The following is a 21,915-nucleotide window of genomic DNA, read 5'->3' on the forward strand; positions in this document are numbered from 1 at the left end:
CCGAGAGGAAGGAGCGCACGTGCGAAAGCGCCCGTCGGCAGTGATCGGGGCTACCGGATTCATCGGATCCCGGCTCGTGTCCGGGCTGCGCCGGGCCGGGCACGAGCCGGCCTCGTTCAACCGCACCTGCCCGCCCGTGGCCGACGGCCGTCCCGCTCCGGGGCTGTGTGAAGCCGAGATCGCCTTCTTCCTCGCGACGCGGACGACCCCGGCCCTCGCGGAGTACCAGCCCGGGGAGATCCTGGCGGAGCGGGCGCTGCTCATCAGCGTGCTGGAGGAACTGGCGAAATCGGGCCGCCGGCCGCTGTTCGTGCTGGCCAGCTCGGGAGGCACGGTCTACGCCCCGCACGCCTGGCCGCCGCACGCCGAGTCCGCCCCCACGGGGCCCACCTCCGCGTACGGCCGGGCGAAGCTGCAGTTGGAGCGCGATCTGCTGCGCTACGCGGACCGGGTGCAGCCGGTGGTGCTGCGGCTGGGCAACGTCTACGGACCCGGCCAGCGGCCCACGCAGGGCTTCGGCGTGCTCGCCAACTGGCTCGCGGCCGCGGCCCGCGACGAGCCGGTCCGCCTCATCGGCGACCCCCAGGTGGTCAGGGACTACGTACACGTGGACGACACCATCAGGCTCCTGGGGATGCTCCATCAGTGCGTCAGGGAGGACAGGGCCGACAAGGTGCCCTCCATCCTGAACGTCGGCTCCGGCGTGCCCACCTCCCTGGCCGGGCTGCTGGACATCGTCTCGGCCGCGGTCGGGCGCGAGCTCACCGTGATCAGGGAGCGCGGCCGGTACTTCGACCAGCGCAGCACATGGCTGGACTCCTCCCTGGCCGCCGCCTCGCTGGGGTGGCGGGCGACGATCAGTCTCAAGGAGGGCGTGCGCCAGTACTGGAAGCAGATACTGGAGGCCCAGTCCAGCGTGGACGTGATCGGCAGCCTGTGATCACACCTGGTCGGACCGGTACCGGGAGGACGTCGGCGTGCGGGGCCGACGCAGTCTCAGCAGGATCTCGTGGACCGCGCCGACGGCGGTGGCCGCACCGTACAGGCAGGCCAGTGGCCAGCCTGCGGTGCGGTGCCTGTTCCACTCTTTGCGCAGTCCCGGGACCGTCTCGTTCCTGCCGGCCTCCGTCCTCCCCTGCCAGTAAGCCCGCCGCAGGAGATAGCGCAGCCGCAGCCTGCCGCGGTCCACGTCGTGCACGACGGAGTACTCCGGCAGCAGCGCTTCCCGCCCGCCCGCCTGTTTCATCAGCTTGATGAAGGTGGTGTCCTCACCGGACTGGAGGCTTTTGCCGGTACGGCTGAGCTTCAGGTCGAAGCGGAGCCCGTGGGCATGGGCGAAGGCGGTGTCCACCGCCATACATGCTCCCCAGATCTTGATCTCGCCTTCGTCGCGGTGCCAGCCGACGAGGTGGAACTGCCCCGAGGTGAAGTACCACGGCAGGCGCCACGACGGCCGACACAGCCGGACGCCGGCCATGTGAGCACCGGCGCGCAGGGACTCACGGACGGCGGTGACGGCCGCCTTGTCGAGCCGGACGTCGTCGTCGGCGAACATCACATGATGCTCCGGCCATTCCGCGAGCACTTCGTTGCGGGAGGCCGACAGCCCTCGGGTGGCACCGACGACGCGCATGGTTCCGCCCGCCGCGCGCACCTCGGCGACCGCCTTCTCCGCCTCCGGGCTCATAGGCCGGTCGAGGAGCACGAAATACTCGTCTCCCGACAACTGCGCCAGGTTATGACGCACGTGTTTGAGCACGTTCTCGCAGCGGAAAGCGCAAATCGCCACCACCATCGGTCGGTCCCGCGGGCCGTCGTCTCGCATCGTTCAGTCTCCACCCGTTGGCGTTAAAAATTCGAGGCCGGCCTTGTCGTCGTTTTATAGGGGAATTCCCAGTGTATTGCCGAGCCGGTTACGCGCACGCCGGATAACATGAACGCACGCCTATTCCACCTGAAGGCCGGGCCTGTTTCCACAGGCATGCCGACCGGCTGCAGGAGATCCGCCGCCCACCTTCCGCGGCGCGGTGTCACCGCGGGAAACCGAGAACGGCATCGCGCCACGGCGGACACCTTTCGCCGACCACCGGTTTTTCTTCCCGAAGGTGGTATGGGCCGGGCGGCGACGCCCTCGGGAGCGCGGGGACGTTCGCTACCGACGCGAAACGACTGCACCGCCGTTACACGGTCGGGCCGGCACCCCGAGGCGGAGGGATCCCCGTCGTCGGGTACGTGAAGGTCACAGTGGGCCAAGACCTCGTGGCGGGCGCTGCGATCGAGACGAGGGGCGGTCCGCGGCTTCCCGATGGACAAACCACCCGTCGAGGAGAAACCAACAGAACCGAGACCGCCGCGCCTGAACCGGTTCGTGCTACAGGCGTGGACATGCCGGCCAACGCTGTCGTCCGGCCGGACATCTCATCGGCTCGCAGGGAGTGCACCACGGTTCTCCGAGTCACAGGGGCGGGGAGCCCTTCTCGCTCGGTCGCCCCCGACTCGCCACAGTCACCCGGTCTCCGAAACCGGATCCGGCCTCATCGGCCGTGGGAGCGGGCTGCCACTCACAGCCGCTCTACAACCTGCCGACGGATCTCATCACCCGCCGCGCTCGTCGACATCCACGGCACGCGCGGTCGCAACAAGTTCACCTACCAGACGCAGCCCGCAGGGCCTGCCCGACTTGTCCGGGACAAACATCCAAAAACTCCATTCGTCGTCGTGTCGCATCCCTGGTCACCCCGGCACAACCGCTTCGAGACCCCGGGCGTGTTCTCGGTGAGGCAGCTTTGGAGCACACCCGCCAGGTGGTGGAGCGGCTACGCGAGCACAGCGACGCGAATTTGTCCTGTCCAACGGTCCGGATGTGTCCGGAGCAGAATGGGAGAGCTTGTATTTGGAGTCGCGGGCGTCGACCCGGCGCGCTTCAACGGGTCGGCCACGACATCATGGCAGAAGCCTTCCGGCGATCTCGTTCCGGCTCCTAAGGAACGGTGAATCTCTCCAGCCGGGGCGGCGGGATGCGGCCGTCTTTCCGCGGAGCTTCGGGCGGCCACGTGCCGGGAAGTAAAATTCCCATCGAATACGCTTTGGCGACGAGCGCCGGACGGTTCGGCACCCGAAGCTGCTGCAAGAGCTTGCTGACGTGATACTCGACCCCTTGGCGACTCAGATAGAGTTTGCCGGCGATCTTGAGTGTTCGTTCACCTGCGGCGATACTTTCTATGATTTTGACGTGTAGTTCCGATAAGGGGGTAGTAGAGTTGGATTGCATGATCCTCTTATCTATCGGCCTTATCCATTCCTATCGACGCCTGTCGATGTGATCGACGATCTCGTCTCTAACTTGTTCTCACATGGCATCCCCCTCTCGCCGGACAGAGATCCGGTCATGCCGTATTACATAGTGATGTCGTGTCGCTACACAGAGAACACAGAACGCGTCCAGGCACGACTTTACAACCCATACCCCACAAGAAACTCATCTGTCAAGGTCTGGGTAACTAGGCCTAACTCAAGCAGTTAGGAATACATGGCAACAATAACACGGAAGACCGGGCCAACAATGATCTTGAAATCGCTCTAGTGGATTTACTAACATTGGTTGCGGAAAACCGAATCGGTCACTGATCCAGATGTGATGGAATCGGTGTTGATATGCCGGTTGGCGGCGGTGTCCGAGTGGCGCTCGACCTGGGGACCACGGCATCCGCCGGTGGTCGTCCGGTAATTACGTCACCGATGTGCCGGCCTGGCCGCCGCGGTACGGAGAACGCGCCCGGTCCCTGATCTGATCGACCAACCGCGACTGAACGCGGATCGCCACTTCCGCGTCGGCCGACGGCTCGGAAGCGCTCACAGCGCGAAGGAACGCGCGGAGGGTATTGGCGAACTGGTCCTCGGGCGGCAGGATCACCTTCCGCACCTCGTTCTGGCGCTCCAGCCGGATCACCGGGTGCCAGGTCGGCGGAGGCGTGTAAGCGCGGTCGACGAAGATCCGCCCTTGGCTGCCCCACAGCGCGTAATCGCAGCGGTAGACATGCTCGAATCCGAAGGCGATATGAGCCGTCCTGCCGTCGGGCGTGGACAGCAACGCGTTGCCCGCCACATCGACACCGTACTTCGGATCCTCCTTCAGCGTCGCGCCGACCACCTCGAGATCGGGGCCGAGGAAACGCTGGGCCGCGCTGAGCGGGTACACGCCGACGTCGAGCAGGGCGCCGCCGCCCAGGTCCGGCCGGTAGCGGATGTCCTTCGGGCTGAGCGGCGGGAAGCCGAAGGTGGCGCTGAGCATGCGCAGCTCGCCGACCTCCCCGCCGGCCACCAGGTTTTGGACGGCGGCGTGCAGGCCGTGCCGGAGAAATGTGAGGTTCTCCATCAGCGTCAGCCCTCGTGCCCCGGCCAGCTCCAGAACCTCGACCGTGTCGACGTATCGTGTGGTGAGCGGCTTCTCCACGAGCACGTGCTTGCCCGCGTTCAGCGTCCTGACGATCCACTCGCGATGTAGTCCAGCGGGCAGCGGGATGTAGACGGCGTCGATGTCCGGCCGTTCCAGGAGCGCCTGGTAGTCCTCCACGGCCTTGCCGCCGAAATGATCGGCGAACACCTTGGCCTTGGCCATGTCCCTGGCCGCGACGGCCACCAACTCGACCGCGGGCTCGCACTGGATCACCGGTAGGGTGCGACGCCAGGCGATGTCGGCGCAGCCCAGCAGGCCGAGCCTGATCGGATGCGTGGACATGACGCTCACCCCAGACTGTGCAGGCAGGTCAGCAGGCTGCGTGCTTCCACGTTGACGTAGTAGCCGTGCCGTAGCAGGGCGGTGAGCTGGTGGGCGGTGACCCAGCAGAAGTCCTCCGGTATCTCCAGCGGGAAGTCTTCGTCCGCTTCCACCAGCAGGTAGCGGTTCTGCGAGTGATGGAACCTGCCGCCCTCCTCGGCGAGGATCGTGTCGTACAGGATCCGCTCGGCGGAGACGCTCAGCACGTAGTCGAGGAAGATCGGCGGGCCCTCGGGATAGTTCTCAGGGTTGCACTGGACGGTGGGCCCCATCTCCATGGCGTCCAGCAGGCCCGCCTGGAAGCGCGCGTGAACGAGCAGGTGCGCCACCCCGTCGATGTTCTTCACCACGAAGGCGACCAGTCCGCGCCCCTGCGGGTGCAACAGCGGCTGGTCCCACTCGGTCACCTCGCGGTGGTTCGCGCGTACGGTGACCCCGATGATGCTGAAGTGCCGTCCGTCATCATGGGTGATCTCGTCCCCGGTGTCGCGCCAACCCGGCAGCCCGCGCAGAGGCACCCGGCGGACGGCCAGCTCGTGGCGGCTCTTGGCCGAGGTGAACCAGCTCAGGACGCCCACCATGCCGTGATGGGCCGTGCCCTGCCCGTTGACGGAGCGGGCCAACGCCGCGGCCATCCCCTCCTCCTCCGCGAGCGTGCTGCCGACGTGGGAGAAGAAGGCGGGCAGGCAGGACAGCACGGTCCTGGTGTCCATGTTCACGAGCCCGTCGATCCGCAGTAGTTTCCTGATCTCCCGCAGGGACAGCCAGCAGTGCTCGTCGGAGACGGGCAAGTCCTCGTTGACCTGGACGACCATGTTCCTGTTGCGCTTGCGCAGGAACCAGGAGCCCTGCTCCGACTGCAGGACGTCGACCAGGACCCGCCGGGCGGGCGGGTGAGTGAAGTACTCGAGGTACTTCGTGCGGCTGCCGCGGTGGACGCGGGTGTAGTTGCTCCGCGTGGCCTGGACGGTCGGCGAGAGCTGCATCGTGTTGAGGTTGCCCGGCTCCATCTTGGCCTGCATCAGGCAGTGGGGCACGCCGTCCACCATCTTCACCAACAGGCCAAGGATACCGATCTCCGGCTGGTTGATGATCGGCTGGCTCCACTCGCGAACCGCGCCGTAGCTCGTGTGGACATGCAGCCCTTCGACCACGAAGAACCGACCGCTCTCGTGCGCCAGGTTCCCCGTGGCCTCGTCGAACGCCCATCCGCGCAGCTCGGTCAGCGGCGCGCGGTCCACGTGGCAGCCGGACATCCGGGTCCGCTCCGCGAACCAGGAGAGGAATCCCTCCCTTTCGCCACCTCCGTGGGCAGCAAGGTTACGGTGGCTATCCAGATCTGCTGAGGTCATCACGTGTCCTTAGGTCTTTGGGCCGTCCGGCACGAGGGCTCACCACGACGAGGCCACCTCGGGCACCTGAGAGTTGAGGTCGTGGCGCGAGTCCCGCAGCAACCGCATATCGCTGTCCACCATCATGGCGACCAGTTCCTCGAAGGGGACGGCGGGCTTCCAGCCGAGCCTCTCCCCCGCCTTCGCCGGGTCGGCGCACAACTGGTCGACCTCGGCCGGACGCAGCAGCAGGGGGTCCACGACCACGTACTTGCGCCAATCCAGACCGACGTGCGCGAAGGCCGATGCGACCAGCTCTTTCACGCTGTGCGTGACGCCGGTGCCCAGCACGAAGTCCTCCGGCTCGTCCTGCGCCAGCATCAACGCCATGCCCCGCACGTAGTCGCCGGCGAAACCCCAGTCGCGTTCCGCGTCCAGGTTGCCCAGCTGCAGGGAGTCGCGCAGGCCGAGTTTGATGGCGGCCACACCGAGCGACACCTTCCGTGTCACGAACTCGGCGCCGCGTATCGGCGACTCGTGGTTGAACAGAATGCCGGAGACCGCGAACATGCCGTACGACTCACGGTAGTTCTGCACCGTGTAATGGCCGAACGTCTTCGCCACGCCGTACGGGCTGCGCGGATGAAACGGCGTGAGCTCGTTCTGTGGCGTTTCTCTGGTCTTTCCGAACATCTCCGACGAGGATGCCTGATAAAAGCGCGGCTGCCCCGGCCCCGGAGTCTGGGAGGCGGTTACCCCGCTGACGATCCTGAGCGCTTCCAGACCGCGAAGAACGCCCATCCCGGTGATCTCCGCCGTGGTCGCCGCCTGCTGCCACGAGATGGGGACATATGACAGCGCACCAAGGTTGTAGACCTCGGCCGGCTGCACCTTCTCGATCGACGCGATCAGGCTGGACTGGTCCAGCAGATCACCGCTGACGAGCCTGACCTCCGGATTGGGCCGCTTCCTGTCACGGGTGGCAGGCGGCGCCTGACCCCGTATCATCCCGAATACCTCATAACCGGCCGCGAGAAGGTACTCCGCGAGATAAGTGCCGTCTTGGCCGGTAATCCCAGTGATCAGTGCGCGCTTAGTCAGGATAATCTCCAGCCATGAGGACATCCGCGCGAGGTATCACCTTACGCCGACGGTCAACTGTCATCCAGCCATAGTTGAAACGGGCACATTGCCCATATCACGGCTCACGATACGCAATATTCTTTCCGACATCACGAATCAGGAAAACAGTTTAGTGAATTTACTAGTGAATGCCGAGGCGCCTGGCGCGTCCGCCCTGGGCGGGCGCCGCCACAGTCGGCCGGCGCCAAAATCTAGCATTTCCCTCAGCCCCAATCCCGCTAAGGCACGTTAACCTCGGTTACTCCTGTGCCCAGAGGAACGAGCCGAGTGGAAGTTGTATGAAAATCGAAGTCCTCAAACCGTCCTGCAACTTGGATACCGTCAGAGACGGGCGCGGCGGCATTTTCACCTGGGTGCCGCCCGACCCCATCTTGGAATTCAACATGCTGCACCTGCACCCCGGAAAGGTCCGCGGCCTGCACTACCATCCGCACTTTGTCGAATACCTGCTCTTCGTCGAGGGTGAAGGCGTGCTGGTCACCAAGGACGACTCCAACGACCCGAAGTGCCCCGAGGAGTTCATCCACGTCTCTCGCGGGGTGTGCACCAGGACACCGATCGGGGTCATGCACGCCGTGCACGCCATCTCGTCCCTGACGTTCATCGCCATGCTCACCAAGCCGTGGGACGAGTGTGACCCGCCGCTGGTGCAGGTCGAGCCCTTGCCACACACCCTGGAGCGCGTGTGAGAGTCGCCGTCGCCGGCGCGCGGGGCTTCGTCGGATCGGCCATCGTCCGCGCCCTCGGCGGCGCGGCGGTGCCCGTCGGTCGCGAGAACTACGAGGAGGCACGCCGCAGCGGCCCGTTCGACGTGCTGATCAATGCGGCCTGCCCGTCCCGCCGCTACTGGGCGCGCCACCACCCCGAGGACGACCACCGCGAGACGGTGGTCAAGACCGAGGCGTTCCTGCGCGACTGGGAGTGGAAGAGGTTCCTCCAGATCAGCACCATCTCCGCGCGCACCCAGCTGGACACCCCCTACGGCCGGCACCGGGCCGAGGCCGAGGAGCTCTGCGCGGGTCGGCTCATCGTCCGCCTGGGCCCCATGTACGGCACGGGCTACACCAAGGGTGTCCTACAGGACATCCTCGGCGACCAACCGGTTTACGCGGCGGGGTCGTCACGGCAGAGTTTCGCACCGGTCGACTGGTGCGGCCGGTGGGTGGCCGACCATCTCGACGCCGAAGGGCTGTGGGAACTGGGCGCGCGGACGACGATCACCTTGAGGGAGATCAGGGACGCCGTCGGCTCGCGCTCCACCTTCGACAGCGACCGGGTCGATGACCAGTTCCCCGTGGTCACCGAGCCCGAGGCCGACTGGCCGGACGCCTCGGACGTGGTCTGCTGGCTCAAAGATCACAGCCGAGCACGTCTTGGAGAGACATGACAGACCAGGCGCACATGACGGTCATCGACCGCTGCCGCATCTGCGACAACACCGACCTGCTGCCCGTGCTCGACCTGGGCACGCAGGCGCTCACCGGCGTCTTCCCGCGTACCCTCGACGAGCCTGTGCCACGGGTCCCGCTGGAGCTGGTGGTCTGCTCGCCGAGCGGCTGCGGACTGGTGCAGCTGCGCCACACCGCGGACTTCGGTCTCATGTACGGAGAGCGCTACGGCTACCGGTCAGGTCTGAACCGCTCCATGGTCGAGCACCTGCGCGGCAAGGTCGCCGCCATCACGGACATGGTCGAGCTCGGCGCCGGCGACATGGTCGTGGACATCGGCAGCAACGACGGCACCCTGTTGTCGGCCTACCCCGCCGACGGCCCCACCCTGGTCGGCGTGGATCCCGCGGCCTCCGCCTTCGCCGAGTTCTATCCCCCGCACATCGAGCGGATCACCGGTTTCTTCTCCCGCGACCTGCTCGGCGGACGCCGCGCCAAGGTCGTCACCTCCATCGCGATGTTCTACGACCTGCCTCGCCCGCTGGACTTCATGCGCGAGGTACGGGAGCTGCTGACCGACGACGGCATCTGGGTGATCGAGCAGAGCTACATGCCCGCGATGCTCCGTGCCACCGCCTACGACGTGGTCTGCCACGAGCACCTGGACTACTACGCGTTGCGCCAGATCGAGTGGATGGCCGAGCGCGCGGGGCTGAAGGTCCTGGACGCCGAGCTGAACGCGGTGTACGGCGGAAGCCTGTCGGTCGTCCTGGCCAGGCGTACGGCCCGCTCCCAGGTCAACGAAGCGGCCCTGGCGACCATCCGCGGCGGAGAGAAGGACCTCCCGCTCGCCTCGTTCGCGCGGCGGACCGTGGAGCACCGCGACCGCCTGCTCGACTTCCTCGCCGAGTCGCGGAAGAACGGCCTGCTCACCCTCGGGTACGGCGCCTCCACCAAGGGCAACGTGATCCTGCAGTACTGCGGGCTCGGCGAGGCCGACCTGCCGTGCATCGCCGAGGTGAACCACGACAAGTTCGGCTGCTACACCCCGGCCACCGGCATCCCGATCGTCTCCGAGGAGGAGGCCAAGGCACGCCGCCCCGACCAGTTCCTGGTCCTCCCCTGGATCTACCGGGAGCCGGTGATCGCCCGCGAGCGCGACTTCCTGCGCTCCGGCGGGAGACTCGTCTTCCCACTGCCCGAGCTGGAGGTGGTGAAGGCATAGGGTGACCTACTGGAGCGGTCGGTCGGGCTGAAAGACATCCCAGGTCATAACTGTGTCAAGTCGTAGCGATTCAAGGATGATGCGATCAGGCGGTTGCCTCCTCGGGGAGCTCGCCGGTTTTGAGGCGGCCAAAGCGGATGCCGACGAGCCGGCCCCACGTCCTCGCCCGAGCGCTCCATTCTCCCGGCCAACCAGCGGGGTGCTGTCTTTCGGCAGGATTCAAGGCCCAGGACACAGAAGTGCCCACCCGCCGGACGGCTACCGACCAGCGAGCCGCCCTACGGCGACCCGCTACGACCGATGAGGACACACGTGCCGGCGATTCGGCGAATCACCACGCGCAATGCTCGGTTCCAGCAGTGGGAGTCTCTGCTCACCAACCGCAACAAGCGGACCCGAGCCCGCGAATTCCTGGTCCAGGGAGTCCGTCCGATCTCGCTCGCGGTGAAACACGGCTGGCCCGTCCACGCGCTCATCCACAACGAGCAGCGCAATCCTTCGAAGTGGCTGGAGGAGCTGCTGCGCACGGTGCGAGTCGACCGGATCGCGATGGATCCCGAGATGCTGGCGGATCTGGGCGAGAAGAACGAGGCGCCGCCCGAGGCCGTCGCCGTCGTGGGAATGCCCGACGACGACCTCGGCCGCATCGCGGTCGAGGACGACTTCCTGGGCGTCGTGTTCGATCGCCCGACGAGCCCCGGCAACATCGGCAGCATCATCCGCTCGGCCGACGCCCTGGGCGCGCACGGGCTGATCGTGGCCGGTCACGCCGCCGACGTGTACGACCCGAAATCGGTCAGGGCGAGCACGGGCTCGTTGTTCTCCCTGCCGGCGGTCCGGGTGCCCGCGCCGAGCGACGTGCTGGGCTGGGTGGTCGCGCAACGTAAGCGCGGCAAGCCGATCGTCGTGGTGGGCACCGACGAGCACGGCGACTGCGACGTCTTCGACTTCGACTTCACCCAGCCGACGCTCCTGCTGGTCGGCAACGAGACCAGCGGGCTCAGCAGCACATGGCGCGAGGCGTGCGACACGATGGTGAGCATCCCCATGGTCGGGGCGGCGAGCTCGCTGAACGCCGCGAACGCGGCCACCGCGATCCTCTACGAGGCGTCCCGGCAGCGGATCACCGTGGCGAGGACCGGCCGGCGGCAGTGAGGTCGGCGGCGGCGAAGAAGGCGACCGCTCTGGTACCGATCCGCAGCAGCTGACGGGGGCGGACGCCCGCCCCCGCGGGCACGCGACGGCCCCGGACGGCCACGGCGACCACCGTGTGCGGTGGCAGGACCTCCCCCAGCGCCGCCATCATCGCCGGCAGGTCCTTGTCCTGATGGCCTCCCTGCCAGTTGGTCTGCTCGTTGTAGGGCGGATCGGTGATCACGATGTCCGGCTCGTGACCGTCGATCGCCGCGCCCAGCTGGGCAGGGTCGAAGACGTCGGCCCGCCGGAGCCGGTGGGGCACCGGGCCGCCGCCCGCGGCCAGCCGGCGGGCGAGCCGCTCCGCCGCCTCGGCGGCCTGCGCGTAGCCGGGTTTGTCGAAGCGTTCCGCCTTATCCGCCAGTTCCGCCGCCCTGTTTTGCAGGCCGCTCTCGGTCAGCAGCTCCAGGTTGGCCCGTGCCGTACCGAGTGCGTCCTCAGAAAGGTCGGAGGCGAGCAGTGCCTTGACGCGCGGGCGGTGGAGGAGGGCCAGCACGGTCAGCAGGTAGCCGCTCCCGCAGCAGGGGTCCCACACCACGGCCGGCTCCGCGCCACCGCGCAGAGCCAGGGCTCGCTGGAAGATCTCCGCGGCGAGCCGTACCGGGAAGGCGGGCATGCCGGGGGCGGAGTGGAGAACGGAGCCGCTGGCGAGGTCGCTGTGATCCACCCGTGCCGTCTCGTACAGGTACACCAATCTGCCCGTCCTTGTCGTCGAGGCCCCCAGGTTACCCCGGCCGCGCCTCGATCCAGCAGAAGCCGGTTGGCGGCAGTGGCTCGATCCCGGTCAGGGTGAGGCCGCCGCTGTCGCACAGCCGCTCGAAGTCGGCACGAGTCCGCTCCAGGCCGTGGCCGTTGACGAGCAAGTTGAGGTCGTTGAGATAGGTGAACGGATTCGCGTCCGGTGGTACCTCGTCGGGAAGAACGTGCTCGATCATCAGGATCCGTCCGTGGGGGGCGACGCTTTGCCGGCAGTGCCGCAGGATCGTCCCCGCCCGGTTGTCGTCCCAGCCGTGCACGATGCTCTTGAGCAGGTAGAGGTCGGCACCGCCGGGAACGCCGGCGAAGAAGTCGCCGGTCTCGACCGCACAGCGTTCCGCCACTGCTGCTCTGTCAAGGGTCTGCTTCGCCGCTGACGCGCCCGCGGCGCTGTCGTAGACCACTCCTGTCAGCCCCGGGTGCGCCCGCAGCACGGCAGAGATCAGCGTGCCGTCTCCACCGCCCACGTCCACGACGGTCTCGAATCCGCTGAAGTCATAGCCTTTCGCGACCGCTTCGGCCACACTCAGCGTGCCCTGGCTCATCGCGGCGTTGTACAGCCGCGACAGCTCGGGGTGATCGGCCAGATAACCGAAGAAGTCGGTCTTGAACGTCTCCTCGAAGGCGGGGCTGCCCGTGCGCAGGCTGAACTCCAGGTTCTGCCAGGCGCTCAGCATTGCGGGCTCAGTGATCATCCGAGCGAGCGCGTACATCGACCCGGGCCGATCGGCGCGCAGGAGCTCGCCCACCTGGGCGACGCCGAAGCGGCCTGGACTCGCCTCCGTCAGGACCTCCAGCGCGACCAGCGCGCGCAGCAGCCGGAGCATCGCGTTCTCGCGCATGCCGTACTCGGCCGCGAGGTCGGCCGCGCCGCGCTCGCCGTCGCCGATCGCGTCGGGCAGCTTGAGCCGCGCCGCCAGGCCCACCACCTGCGTGGCCATGCCTCCGAAGACGAGCCCCACCAGGCTCTGCCACGGGGGATTCTTCGTCCGTTCTTCCATGGCGCTAACGCTCGTCCTCCCTGCCCAGGCCGAGGCGGATCGCACGCTCGACCGGTGAACACTCTCCATCCGCCCGGTCGAGGTCCAGCTCCCCGACCGGCAGCAGCGACGGCTGGGCCATGAACCGGGGGCGCAGGCCCGTGTTGGAGATGGGCGTGTGCACCAGGAACGGATGGCAGAGGTAGGCATCGCCCGCCTCGCCCGTGGCCAAGGTGAGCGGCCTGTGCGCTCCCACGCCCGCCGCCTCCAGGTAGGTCCCCTCCGGGCCGTACGGCGCGAGCAGCGGCGGCACGTCCAGATGGGAACCAACGCGCAGGAGCGTCGGCGCGTCACGCTCGCCCGTGTCGGTGTAGAGCAGGAGCAGCAGCAACGACCGGCCCCGCGAGGTCACGTTGCAGCGAAGGATCTTGTCATAGTTGGGTGGGACGAGCGCCAGTTCGCCCTCCCAACTCAGCGCGTTCGCCGCCTCCGCTTCGGCTGTCAGGAAACTGGCGTCGATGTGCCAACCGTAGTCCTCGGCCTCCTCCGGCGGCTTCGCCCGGGGAAATCGCACCGGAAATGTGCCGACCTTCTCGATGGGCGTCCATCGTCCGGGCCCGACCAATTGATCGAAAGCGGCGTGCAATTCCGGAGTGTTGGCACTGCGCACGAACGGCTCGGCCTCCTGGAGCCCCAGTCTGACCACTTCTCTGGTCCACGTCCCCGGGTCGTCCGGATCCATGTCGAGCTGCTTCCACAGCAGGCCACACGCCTCGGCGGCAAGATCTCTGGGGAACGCGCCCTCCACCTTCACGAATCCGTCCTGGACGAACCTTTCGATTTGCTCGTCTGTCAGCAACCGGGCACCCATCGCGCTCCTTACTGGAGAGGAGTATCCCGCTCGTTTATATCCACGGAATCGGCTCCGGGCGCGCGTTGACGATAAGAACTAGAATTTTCCTCAGACCCGTGACCCAATGCCGTTTAGATAGGGATTTTGACTGATACTTTCCCTTGATGGTGGGGGCATTGAGGTCGGCCGTCCGACTGACGGATCGGGTGGCGCTGCCGTCGTCTGCGGTGCCGAACCAGAACCGGCTTTACGGTCACGTCACGAGTTCCACGACTTCGGGAAAGCCGCTCGGGACCCACAGCGCCGGACGGCCGGGAGGCCCGCCGCTTCACTCGCGGTGGCGATGCGGCGGGCTCGGATGCGAAACCGATGCCTTGACGACCTTGGATCGCGGGAGGTCGCTCTCGGCGTAGCCCGTGAACCGTCTTCTCACCCGAGCCGATATCCGGATCGGCACCGCGGCCGGATCATGGCGAACCCGCGCGACCCGGCCATCGGCCTGGCTCGCCTGATCGGCTGGACCGATATCGTCGCCGCGCCCCTACCGTCGCCACCCCGCGGACGGTCAGGTCTCACAACCCGAGAACGCTTCGGCCCCGAGGCCGTACCGGCCGTAGCGAGGGGGACCAGCCCGCACGCCCGGGGTTTGGCCATCCCACCACTTGGGGCGCGCACGGGGGAACCCAGGACGCCCGCCTGGTCGCATGCGGACCTGGAGGACAAATCGGACACCGTTGAACGCGGGCGACGTTCGTCGTTCCTTCCGCGCCGCTCACCACGAGAGCGGGGCCGGACGCGGAGAGGCGGAGACCTCTGGAGGCGTGGCGGCCGGGTCGGATCTTCCCTGGCATCCCCGAGGCGGCGTGGCCGCACGACCCTGTCATGAACAGAGGAGGGCCCCTCGGCTGGTGTCAGCCGAGGGGCCCTGACCTGCGACTTGCTAGTGTGGGCGATACTGGGATCGAACCAGTGACCTCTTCGGTGTGAACGAAGCGCTCTCCCGCTGAGCTAATCGCCCGCCCTGTGCGGCCCCTCACGGTGCCGACGTGGAAAACCATACAGCAATCCGGGAGCACTCGCGAAGCGGTGTTCGCCACTAGAATGATCTTGAAAGACGACACGGTCGGGAGGCAAAGGTCCGAGGATGCATCCGGCGGGGGGCTACGGTGTCATAGCATCGTCCTGATCCGTAGAAGCACCGAACGACCCGCGCTCGACCCGAATCACCCGAGACGCCCTGCCAGGGAGTCGACGGTGACCAAAACGAGACGCAAAACCCTTGCAAATACGGCCCTGTTGGTGATGTTTAGCCAGGTAGATGCCCAAATGTCGCGCTGTGATGTGTGTTACAGAAGGGCGTGGAGGCGGAATCTTTCCTACAGGTTTCTTTGTTCCGCGTGGTAGCTCACGAGGGACGAAGCCGTTCGCAGCAGTGAGAGCAGTGAAAGCCCCGCAGAGGGGACCGACGACGAAAAAGGTTTGGCTGACGATGAACAGCGCCACCGTCTCTGCCGAGCTAGGCCTTCGGCTTGTGGTCCCCGACCGTACCACCGTCCCCCTGCTCGCCGGACTCAGCTATACGGCCGGTGATCCGTACGCGATCAGGATGGCCTTCCACGTGGGCAACGACGAGCCCGTCGAGTGGATCTTCGCTCGCGAGCTGCTGACGGTCGGCATCGTGCGGCGGGTCGGCGACGGGGACGTCCAGGTGTGGCCGGCGCGCGCCGACGGCGAACGCACGTTGCACATAAGCCTCACCTCGCCGTTCGGCCAGGCCCTGTTCGAGGTGCCGCTGGCTCCGCTCACGGAGTTCCTGCACCGGACCTACGAGCTGGTCCCCGCCGGTCGCGAGACCGACTTCATGGACCTCGACGCCGAGCTCAGCAACATGCTCTGGAGTTCCTGACCCGCGCCCCGCGGGGCCGTGCCCGGCTACCGAAATCGTCCGCGGCGCTCCGCCCCTCAGGCCGGGGAGCACGTCAGGTTCCGGATCTGAGCAGGTCCCGCATCCGGGCGATCTCGATGCCCTGGCCCGCCACGACGTCCTTGGCGGTGGCCAGCATGGCCCGGTCGGCGCCCTCGCGCAGCTGGAGCCCGGCCATCGTGACCGCCGCCTCGTGATGAGTGATCATGAGGGTGAGGAAAAGCGTGTCGAAGGCCGTCCCCCTGGCCGCCCTGAGCCGGTTCATCTCCTCCAGCGGGAGAGTGTGCGCGTCGTGGCCGCCGTGTTCGCCCGGAGTCCTTCCCACCGTCTTCAGCCATGAGGTCATGGCCGCGATCTCGGGTCGCTGCGCGGCGGTGATCCGCTCGGCGAGCCTTCGCAGGGACGGGGACGACGATCTGGAGGGCACCAGCGCCGCCATCTCCAGCGCCTGCCGGTGGTGCGGGATCATGCCCTCGGCGAACCTCACGTCGGCCGCGGTGACGCGCGCCTCGGACTCTCCCAGCCTCTCGCCCGGTCTCGCCGTGCGACCGCTCTCTCCAGGGCCACCAGGGATGATCACGGACACGCCGGATTCGGCGACGAGCGGGGCAGGCCGCTCCGATCCGGTCTCCGCGCATCCACCGAGAACCGATATCACCATGATCATGGCGATAACCTGACTCGGCACACGCATCCTCCGCATAGCTTCAATAATGGGGCAAGTGGACCGACATATTGGGGGCACCGTGCGACCGATCGTGGCATTCGGCCTGGCCGGGTTACTTCTCGTGGCCGGGTGCGGGGCGGATCCGACCCCCGCGGCCTCGCCACCGTCCGCCGCCACCTCGGCCCCTCCGGCCACGCCGGAGGAGAGCCCGAGCTCCACGGGGCAGACGACCTCCGCTCCCGACATCTCCGGTGACGGCATCCACAGCGACAACATCACGCATGTGGCCAACGTGCCTCCCGGCGCCCCGCTCGACGGACCCCAGGCGTGGGGGACCGACCTGGCCTTCCAGGGGGACTACGCGTTCGTCGGCAACTTCGACGGCTTCACCGTCTTCGACATCTCCGAGCCGTCGAGTCCCTCGGTGGTCAGCCGGGTGCTCTGCCCCGGTGAGCAGAACGACATCTCGGTGAGCGGGGACCTGCTGTTCCTCTCGATCGACTCCGTCCGGGCCGGCACCGAGTGCGACGCCCAGCGCGGAGAGCCGGAGTCCGACGGCTTCGAGGGCATCCGGATCTTCGATATCTCGGACAAGAGCCACCCGAGGTTCGTCTCGGCGGTCCGTACCGACTGCGGCTCCCACACTCACACCCTCGTGCCCGGCAAGAGCTCGGACAAGGTCTACCTCTACATCTCCTCCCCTGGCCCGGAGCCCGAGTCGACGACCTGCCCCGCGCCGCACAACAAGATCTCCGTGGTCGAGGTGCCCGTCAAGGCTCCGGAGACCGCCAAGGTGGTCTCGAAGCCGGTGCTCTCCGACCAGCTCCCCGAGGACGGGATCGGCGGCTGCCACGACCTCACGGTCTACCCGGAGAAGGACCTCGCCGCCGCCGCCTGCTTCGGCGACGGGATCCTGCTGGACATCGCCGACCGGGTCAATCCCAAGGTGCTCCAGCACGTGAGCGACAAGGAGAACTTCTCCATCTGGCACTCGGCGACGTTCAACAACGACGCCACCAAGATCATCTTTGGGGACGAGCTGGGCGGCGGCGTCAGCGCGACCTGTGACTCCAACACCCCGAAGACCAAGGGCGCCAACGCGGTGTACGACCTCGGCAAGGACCGCAAGCTCACGCTCCGCGGCTACTTCAAGATCCCGAGAGAGCAGGCCGCCGAGGAGAACTGCGTCGCGCACAACGGGTCGCTGCTGCCGGTGCCGGGCAAGGACATCATGGTCCAGGCGTGGTACCAGGGCGGGGTGTCCGTCTGGGACTTCACCGACGCGGACAAGCCCCGGGAGATCGGCTTCTTCGAGCGGGGCCCGATCCCGGGGCTCGGCGGATCCTGGTCGGCGTACTACTACAACGGCCACATCTACTCGAGTGACATCACCAGGGGCCTGGACGTGCTCCGCATCGACGACCCGCTCACCGATCCGGCCTCCAAGGTCAAGATCAAGGAGCTGAACGCGCAGACCCAGGTGTCCTACTAGCCCCGTTTCCCACACGTGCCACATCGTCGCGTCTCAGCGGTGATGTCCGATCGACGCGGCAGGTGAGTCCTCGCGTCGATCGGGGGGCGCGTGCGGGATACGGGATCGGCGAGCAGCCGGACGACCGGCCCGGTGAGGGCGCGCCCTCACCGGAGCCGGGAGCCGGGGCTCAGGGGTCGCTCAGGGATCGAGGTCGGCGGCGGAGCGCTCGGCGAAGACCCGCATGGCCTTGGCGGTGATCGGGCCGGGCGCGGCGGGCAGCACGGTCTGGTCGACCGCGCGGATCGGCTGGATGTCGCGGGTGGTGGAGGTGAGGAACGCCTCCTCGGCCTCGTACAGGGCCGAGAGCGGGACGTCCTCCTCGATGCCCCCGCACCACTCCAGGGCGAGCGCGCGGGTGACCCCCGCCAGGCAGCCCGAGGCGAGCGTGGGGGTGAGCAGCCTCCCGTCGCGTACGACGAAGATGTTGCTGCCGGTGCCCTCGCAGAGGTCGCCCGCGAGGTTCTCGAAGATCGCCTCGCCTCCGCCCCTGGCCTTGGCGTAGAACAGCGCCTTGGCGTTGTCGCCGTAGGAGGTGCTCTTCACCCCGGCGAGCGCACCGCGCTCGTTGCGCGGCCAGGGCACGACGGTGACGTCGGCGGTGGCCGGGAACGGCTTCTGCTCGTCGACGATCACCACGGTCGTGCAGCCCTGGTCGCCCCGGTCGGAGCCGAGCGGTCCCGGGCCGCTGGTGTAGGTGACGCGGACGCGGCCGAGCTTCCAGGGCGGGGCCTCGGCCAGGCAGGCGCGGACCCCGTCGGCGATCGCCTCCACGTCGGGGTCGGGCAGATCCATCCGCCGCGCCGAGAGCGTGAGCCGGTCGAGGTGGCGGGTGAGCGCGAACGTGGTGCCGTTCACGCACTTGATGGTCTCGAACACCCCGTCACCGACCATCAAGCCGTGATCGAATACCGAGACGGTGGCCTGATCCGGAGCGACAAGTGCCCCGTTAAGCCATATAGGTACGTTCATCCGACTCCTTCTGAACCTGATGTTGATGCCAGCGCGATGAGCCGGGAGGCCTTCAACTCGGTCTCGTCCCATTCGCGTCGCGGGTCGCTCCCCCAGGTTATGCCCGCGCCGGTACCGAAACGGATCTCGTCGGACGACAGCCAGAACGTGCGGATCCCCACGGCCAGGCAGGCCCGCCGCCGGTCGGCGTCGACCCAGCCCACGGTCCCACAGTAGGGCCCGCGCGGCTCTGGTTCGAGCTCATCGATGATCCGCAGGGCCGAGGATTTCGGGGCCCCGGTCACCGAGCCCGGCGGGAAGGTCGCGGAGAACAGGTCCGGCCACCCGTACTCCGGCGCGAGCCGCGCCCGGACCGTGGAGACCAGGTGCACGAGACCCGGGTGCTCCTCCACCTCGCACAGGGCGGGCACGCTCACCGAACCGACCACCGCGACCTTGCCCAGGTCGTTGCGGACGAGATCGACGATCATCACGTTCTCCGCGTGGTCCTTCTCCAGCAGATCCCCCGCGGTGACCCCGGTTCCCTTGATCGGCCTGGACTCGACCACATCGCCGTTCCTGGACAGGAAGAGCTCCGGGGAGGCCGACACGACGGCCAGTCCCGGCAGGCTCACCGTGGCGGCGTAGGGGGCGGGGTTGCCCTCCGCCAGCCGTACGGCCAGGGCGAGCGGGTCCGGCTCCTCCCCCGCGGGGAGCGGCGCGGTCAGCACCCGGCAGAGGTTGGCCTGGTAGACCTCGCCACGCTCGATGTGGGCGCGGACGCGCCGTACGCCGTCCTCGTAGGCGGCCCGGTCCAGGGAGGTGCGCCACGACGACGGGTGCGGCCCCCGCCAGGGGCCTCGCGGCGCGGGCAGCGGTGCCCTGCGGACGTCGCCGAACCGGGCGCACGTCACCTTGCCCTCGTAGTCGACCACGACGGCCCACCACCCCTCGCCGTCCAGCGCGGCGAGATCGGTGGTGAGGTCCCGGAGCCCGGTTGCCAGATATCCGGTGACATGCGCAAAAGAATCATGCACTTCCCTATTGTCCCGCTGCTCCGGCCGGCAGCCGTACCAGGGTGCGGGCGGCGGACGGGAGCCGGTGACGGCGGCCGCGCCCGCCGGCCCCGTCGGCGGGCCGGGAGCCGCCGGCCCGTGGCGGCGCCGTACCGGCCCTACGACAGCGGACCGGTGATCGTCTCCGCTGCGGCGACGATCGCGTTGGCCGCGACGAGCTGGACCACCGTCTCGATCTCCGGAGCGAGGAAGCGGTCGGGGCCCGGCCCGGGAACGGACTGGCGCAGGGCGTCCACGACGGCCGCGGTCGCCGGGGCCGGCCGCAGCGGGGTGCGCAGGTCCAGGGCCCGCGCGGCGGTGAAGACCTCCACCGCGAGCACCCGGGTGAGGCCGTCCACCGAGCGGCGCAGCTTGCGCGCGGCCGACCAGCCCATGGAGACGTGGTCCTCCTGCATCGCGGAGCTCGGGATGGAGTCGACGCTCGCGGGCGCGGCCAGGCGCTTGAGCTCGGAGACCACCGCCGCCTGGGTGTACTGAGCGATCATGTGGCCGGAGTCGACGCCGGGGTCGTCCGCGAGGAAGGCGGGCAGGCCGTGGTTGCGGGCCACGTCCAGCATGCGGTCGGTGCGGCGCTCGGAGATGCTCGCCATGTCCGCGACCGCGATGGCCAGGAAGTCGAGCACGTAGCCGACGGGGGCCCCGTGGAAGTTGCCGTTGGACTCCACACGGCCGTCGGCGAGGACCACCGGGTTGTCGATCGCGGAGGCCAGCTCCCGCCCGGCGACCAGGGCGGCGTGCGCCAGGGTGTCGCGGGCGGCCCCCGCGACCTGCGGGGCGCACCTGAGGGAGTATGCGTCCTGGACGCGGGTGCAGGTGCCGTCCCGGTGGGAGTCCATGATCTGCGAGCCGTCGAGCAGTGCCCTGAGGTTGGCGGCGCTGGCCGCCTGCCCGGGATGCGGGCGCAGGGCCTGCAGGTCGGCGGCGAAGACGCGGTCGGTGCCCAGGAGCGCCTCCACGCTCATGGCCGCGCTCACGTCGGCGGTCCTGAACAGGCGGGTGAGGTCGTCCATCGCCAGGATGAGCATGCCGAGCATGCCGTCGGTGCCGTTGACGAGCGCGAGCCCCTCCTTCGCCGCGAGCTCCACGGGCTCGATCCCCGCCTGCTTGAGCGCCTCCGCGGCGTCGGCCCGCTCCCCCACGGCGTCGCGGACGACACCTTCGCCCATGATCGTGAGGGCCACGTGGGAGAGCGGCGCGAGGTCACCGGAGCAGCCGAGGCTTCCGTACTCGTGCACGACGGGGGTGATCCGCGCGTTGAGCAGGCCCTCCAGCACCCTGGCCGTCTTCGGGCGCACGCCGGTGTGGCCGGTGGCCAGGGTGTGCAGGCGCAGCAGCATCATCGCCCGGGTGACCTCGATCTCGACCTCGGGGCCCGACCCGGCGGCGTGCGAGCGTACGAGGGATCGCTGCAGCTGGGCGCGGAGCGAGGGGTCGATGTGCCGGGTGGCCAGCGCGCCGAACCCGGTGGAGACGCCGTAGGCGGGGGTGGGGCTCTCGGCCAGCTCGTCCACCCGGGTGCGGGCCGCCGCCATGGCGGCCACGGCGTCGTCGCCGAGGCGTACGGGGGCACCGTGCCTGGCGACCCTGACGACCTCCTCGAAGCTCAGCGGCTCCGGCCCGATGGTCACGACCTCGTTGTCGCGCATGCTGCCAACTCTCTCGCGTAAGGTGAGTCGCGGTAACTGGTGAAACCATACCTGGCTCCTTACATCTCAAGATAGCGGCCGTATTCGGTTTGGGGAGTCGCCGGGTATTCGCTAGAGTTCTCACAGTGAGTCCGGGCCGGTCCCGGAAGCACGCGGAAGTGGCTCAGTGGTAGAGCATCACCTTGCCAAGGTGAGGGTCGCGGGTTCGAATCCCGTCTTCCGCTCGGAAAAGGGGCATCCGCCCCCCACTCGGTGGAGTGGCCGAGAGGCGAGGCAACGGCCTGCAAAGCCGTCTACACGGGTTCAAATCCCGTCTCCACCTCTGGTTTTCAGCGAGGACGATTAGCTCAGCGGGAGAGCGCTTCCCTGACACGGAAGAGGTCACAGGTTCAATCCCTGTATCGTCCACCATCCGCCACTGATCATGGCGAAAAGACCGTCAACGCCCCCTCGGGAGTCGTTGACGGTCTTTT

At 67.9% G+C, this 21,915-nt stretch carries 20 protein-coding genes and 4 tRNA genes; 11 read left to right on the forward strand and 13 right to left on the reverse strand.

Going from position 1 to position 21,915, the window contains the following annotated elements; all coding sequences use genetic code 11:
* The first annotated feature begins 19 nt into the window (after positions 1–19).
* Positions 20–940 carry an NAD-dependent epimerase/dehydratase family protein gene (locus tag ABZ664_RS31790; protein ID WP_362517984.1) on the forward strand — a complete coding sequence of 307 codons (921 nt, stop codon included), beginning with the start codon at positions 20–22 and terminating at the stop codon, positions 938–940.
* Here the strand turns inward: ABZ664_RS31790 and ABZ664_RS31795 are convergent, their stop codons facing one another.
* The gene (locus ABZ664_RS31795) at positions 941–1,747 is read right to left on the reverse strand and encodes a hypothetical protein (protein ID WP_362517987.1); all 807 of its coding nucleotides are present in this window, start codon (positions 1,745–1,747) and stop codon (positions 941–943) included.
* A gap of 220 nt (positions 1,748–1,967) precedes the next feature.
* Here ABZ664_RS31795 and ABZ664_RS31800 point away from each other — a divergent pair, with 220 nt between their 5' ends.
* Positions 1,968–2,360: a hypothetical protein gene (locus tag ABZ664_RS31800; RefSeq protein WP_362518060.1), complete on the forward strand. Its 393-nt coding sequence runs from the start codon at positions 1,968–1,970 to the stop codon at positions 2,358–2,360.
* Positions 2,361–2,980: 620 nt separating this feature from the next.
* On the opposite strand, the gene ABZ664_RS31805 is transcribed toward ABZ664_RS31800, so the two are convergent.
* The 4 genes from ABZ664_RS31805 to ABZ664_RS31820 all read right to left on the reverse strand — a co-directional run bounded on the left by ABZ664_RS31805 (position 2,981) and on the right by ABZ664_RS31820 (position 7,233).
* A complete protein-coding gene (locus ABZ664_RS31805; RefSeq protein ID WP_362517990.1) occupies positions 2,981–3,271 on the reverse strand; it encodes a LuxR C-terminal-related transcriptional regulator in 291 nt (96 codons plus the stop codon).
* A 456-nt stretch (positions 3,272–3,727) separates the two neighbouring features.
* On the reverse strand, positions 3,728–4,738 hold the full coding sequence (locus ABZ664_RS31810; RefSeq protein WP_362517993.1) for a Gfo/Idh/MocA family oxidoreductase: 1,011 nt from the start codon (positions 4,736–4,738) through the stop codon (positions 3,728–3,730).
* 5 nt (positions 4,739–4,743) lie between these two features.
* Positions 4,744–6,114, reverse strand: coding sequence for an NDP-hexose 2,3-dehydratase family protein (locus ABZ664_RS31815; RefSeq protein ID WP_362518063.1), 1,371 nt, complete (start codon positions 6,112–6,114; stop codon positions 4,744–4,746).
* Between the two features lie 54 nt (positions 6,115–6,168).
* A complete protein-coding gene (locus tag ABZ664_RS31820; RefSeq protein WP_362517996.1) occupies positions 6,169–7,233 on the reverse strand; it encodes a GDP-mannose 4,6-dehydratase in 1,065 nt (354 codons plus the stop codon).
* 329 nt (positions 7,234–7,562) lie between these two features.
* Between ABZ664_RS31820 and ABZ664_RS31825 the strand changes: the two genes are divergently transcribed.
* From ABZ664_RS31825 to ABZ664_RS31840, 4 genes are all read left to right on the forward strand, one after another.
* A complete protein-coding gene (locus ABZ664_RS31825; RefSeq protein ID WP_362517999.1) occupies positions 7,563–7,940 on the forward strand; it encodes a cupin domain-containing protein in 378 nt (125 codons plus the stop codon).
* Entirely contained in the window at positions 7,937–8,638 is a 702-nt protein-coding gene (locus ABZ664_RS31830; protein ID WP_362518002.1) for a hypothetical protein, read from the forward strand. The genes ABZ664_RS31825 and ABZ664_RS31830 overlap by 4 nt, the downstream gene beginning before the upstream one ends.
* The gene (locus ABZ664_RS31835) at positions 8,635–9,864 is read left to right on the forward strand and encodes a class I SAM-dependent methyltransferase (RefSeq protein WP_362518005.1); all 1,230 of its coding nucleotides are present in this window, start codon (positions 8,635–8,637) and stop codon (positions 9,862–9,864) included. Before ABZ664_RS31830 ends, ABZ664_RS31835 begins: the two co-directional genes overlap by 4 nt.
* A gap of 312 nt (positions 9,865–10,176) precedes the next feature.
* Positions 10,177–11,019, forward strand: a complete 843-nt coding sequence (locus ABZ664_RS31840) for an RNA methyltransferase (protein WP_362518008.1) — start codon at positions 10,177–10,179, stop codon at positions 11,017–11,019.
* Here ABZ664_RS31840 and ABZ664_RS31845 read toward each other — a convergent pair.
* From ABZ664_RS31845 to ABZ664_RS31860, 4 genes are all read right to left on the reverse strand, one after another.
* A complete protein-coding gene (locus ABZ664_RS31845) occupies positions 10,988–11,749 on the reverse strand; it encodes an rRNA methyltransferase (protein WP_362518067.1) in 762 nt (253 codons plus the stop codon). The two genes, ABZ664_RS31840 and ABZ664_RS31845, sit on opposite strands and share 32 nt — an antisense overlap.
* A gap of 34 nt (positions 11,750–11,783) precedes the next feature.
* Positions 11,784–12,815, reverse strand: coding sequence for a methyltransferase (locus tag ABZ664_RS31850; RefSeq protein ID WP_362518011.1), 1,032 nt, complete (start codon positions 12,813–12,815; stop codon positions 11,784–11,786).
* A 4-nt stretch (positions 12,816–12,819) separates the two neighbouring features.
* Positions 12,820–13,665, reverse strand: coding sequence for a phytanoyl-CoA dioxygenase (locus ABZ664_RS31855; RefSeq protein WP_362518014.1), 846 nt, complete (start codon positions 13,663–13,665; stop codon positions 12,820–12,822).
* A 928-nt stretch (positions 13,666–14,593) separates the two neighbouring features.
* Positions 14,594–14,665, reverse strand: a tRNA-Val gene (locus ABZ664_RS31860).
* 471 nt (positions 14,666–15,136) lie between these two features.
* Between ABZ664_RS31860 and ABZ664_RS31865 the strand changes: the two genes are divergently transcribed.
* A complete protein-coding gene (locus tag ABZ664_RS31865) occupies positions 15,137–15,553 on the forward strand; it encodes an SsgA family sporulation/cell division regulator (protein ID WP_184547867.1) in 417 nt (138 codons plus the stop codon).
* Positions 15,554–15,626: 73 nt separating this feature from the next.
* On the opposite strand, the gene ABZ664_RS31870 is transcribed toward ABZ664_RS31865, so the two are convergent.
* Positions 15,627–16,238 (reverse strand): DUF305 domain-containing protein, encoded by a 612-nt coding sequence (locus ABZ664_RS31870; protein ID WP_362518018.1) that lies wholly within the window; start codon positions 16,236–16,238, stop codon positions 15,627–15,629.
* A gap of 79 nt (positions 16,239–16,317) precedes the next feature.
* Between ABZ664_RS31870 and ABZ664_RS31875 the strand changes: the two genes are divergently transcribed.
* A complete protein-coding gene (locus ABZ664_RS31875) occupies positions 16,318–17,730 on the forward strand; it encodes a hypothetical protein (protein ID WP_362518021.1) in 1,413 nt (470 codons plus the stop codon).
* Between the two features lie 180 nt (positions 17,731–17,910).
* On the opposite strand, the gene ABZ664_RS31880 is transcribed toward ABZ664_RS31875, so the two are convergent.
* The 3 genes from ABZ664_RS31880 to hutH form a co-directional block, all read right to left on the reverse strand.
* Positions 17,911–18,741: an aminotransferase class IV gene (locus ABZ664_RS31880; protein WP_362518024.1), complete on the reverse strand. Its 831-nt coding sequence runs from the start codon at positions 18,739–18,741 to the stop codon at positions 17,911–17,913.
* On the reverse strand, positions 18,738–19,757 hold the full coding sequence (locus ABZ664_RS31885) for an anthranilate synthase component I family protein (protein WP_362518027.1): 1,020 nt from the start codon (positions 19,755–19,757) through the stop codon (positions 18,738–18,740). Before ABZ664_RS31885 ends, ABZ664_RS31880 begins: the two co-directional genes overlap by 4 nt.
* A gap of 137 nt (positions 19,758–19,894) precedes the next feature.
* Positions 19,895–21,442: a histidine ammonia-lyase gene (gene hutH, locus ABZ664_RS31890; RefSeq protein WP_362518030.1), complete on the reverse strand. Its 1,548-nt coding sequence runs from the start codon at positions 21,440–21,442 to the stop codon at positions 19,895–19,897.
* Between the two features lie 152 nt (positions 21,443–21,594).
* On the opposite strand from hutH, the gene ABZ664_RS31895 reads away from it, so the two are divergent.
* The 3 genes from ABZ664_RS31895 (at position 21,595) to ABZ664_RS31905 (ending at position 21,853) form a co-directional block, all read left to right on the forward strand.
* Positions 21,595–21,666, forward strand: a tRNA-Gly gene (locus ABZ664_RS31895).
* Positions 21,667–21,693: 27 nt separating this feature from the next.
* Positions 21,694–21,764 (forward strand) — tRNA-Cys (locus tag ABZ664_RS31900).
* 14 nt (positions 21,765–21,778) lie between these two features.
* A tRNA-Val gene (locus ABZ664_RS31905) sits at positions 21,779–21,853 on the forward strand.
* Positions 21,854–21,915: the final 62 nt, after the last annotated feature.

Origin of the sequence: Streptosporangium sp. NPDC006930, from assembly GCF_040635605.1 — a bacterium.
In the GTDB taxonomy this organism is placed as follows: Bacteria; Actinomycetota; Actinomycetes; order Streptosporangiales; family Streptosporangiaceae; genus Streptosporangium.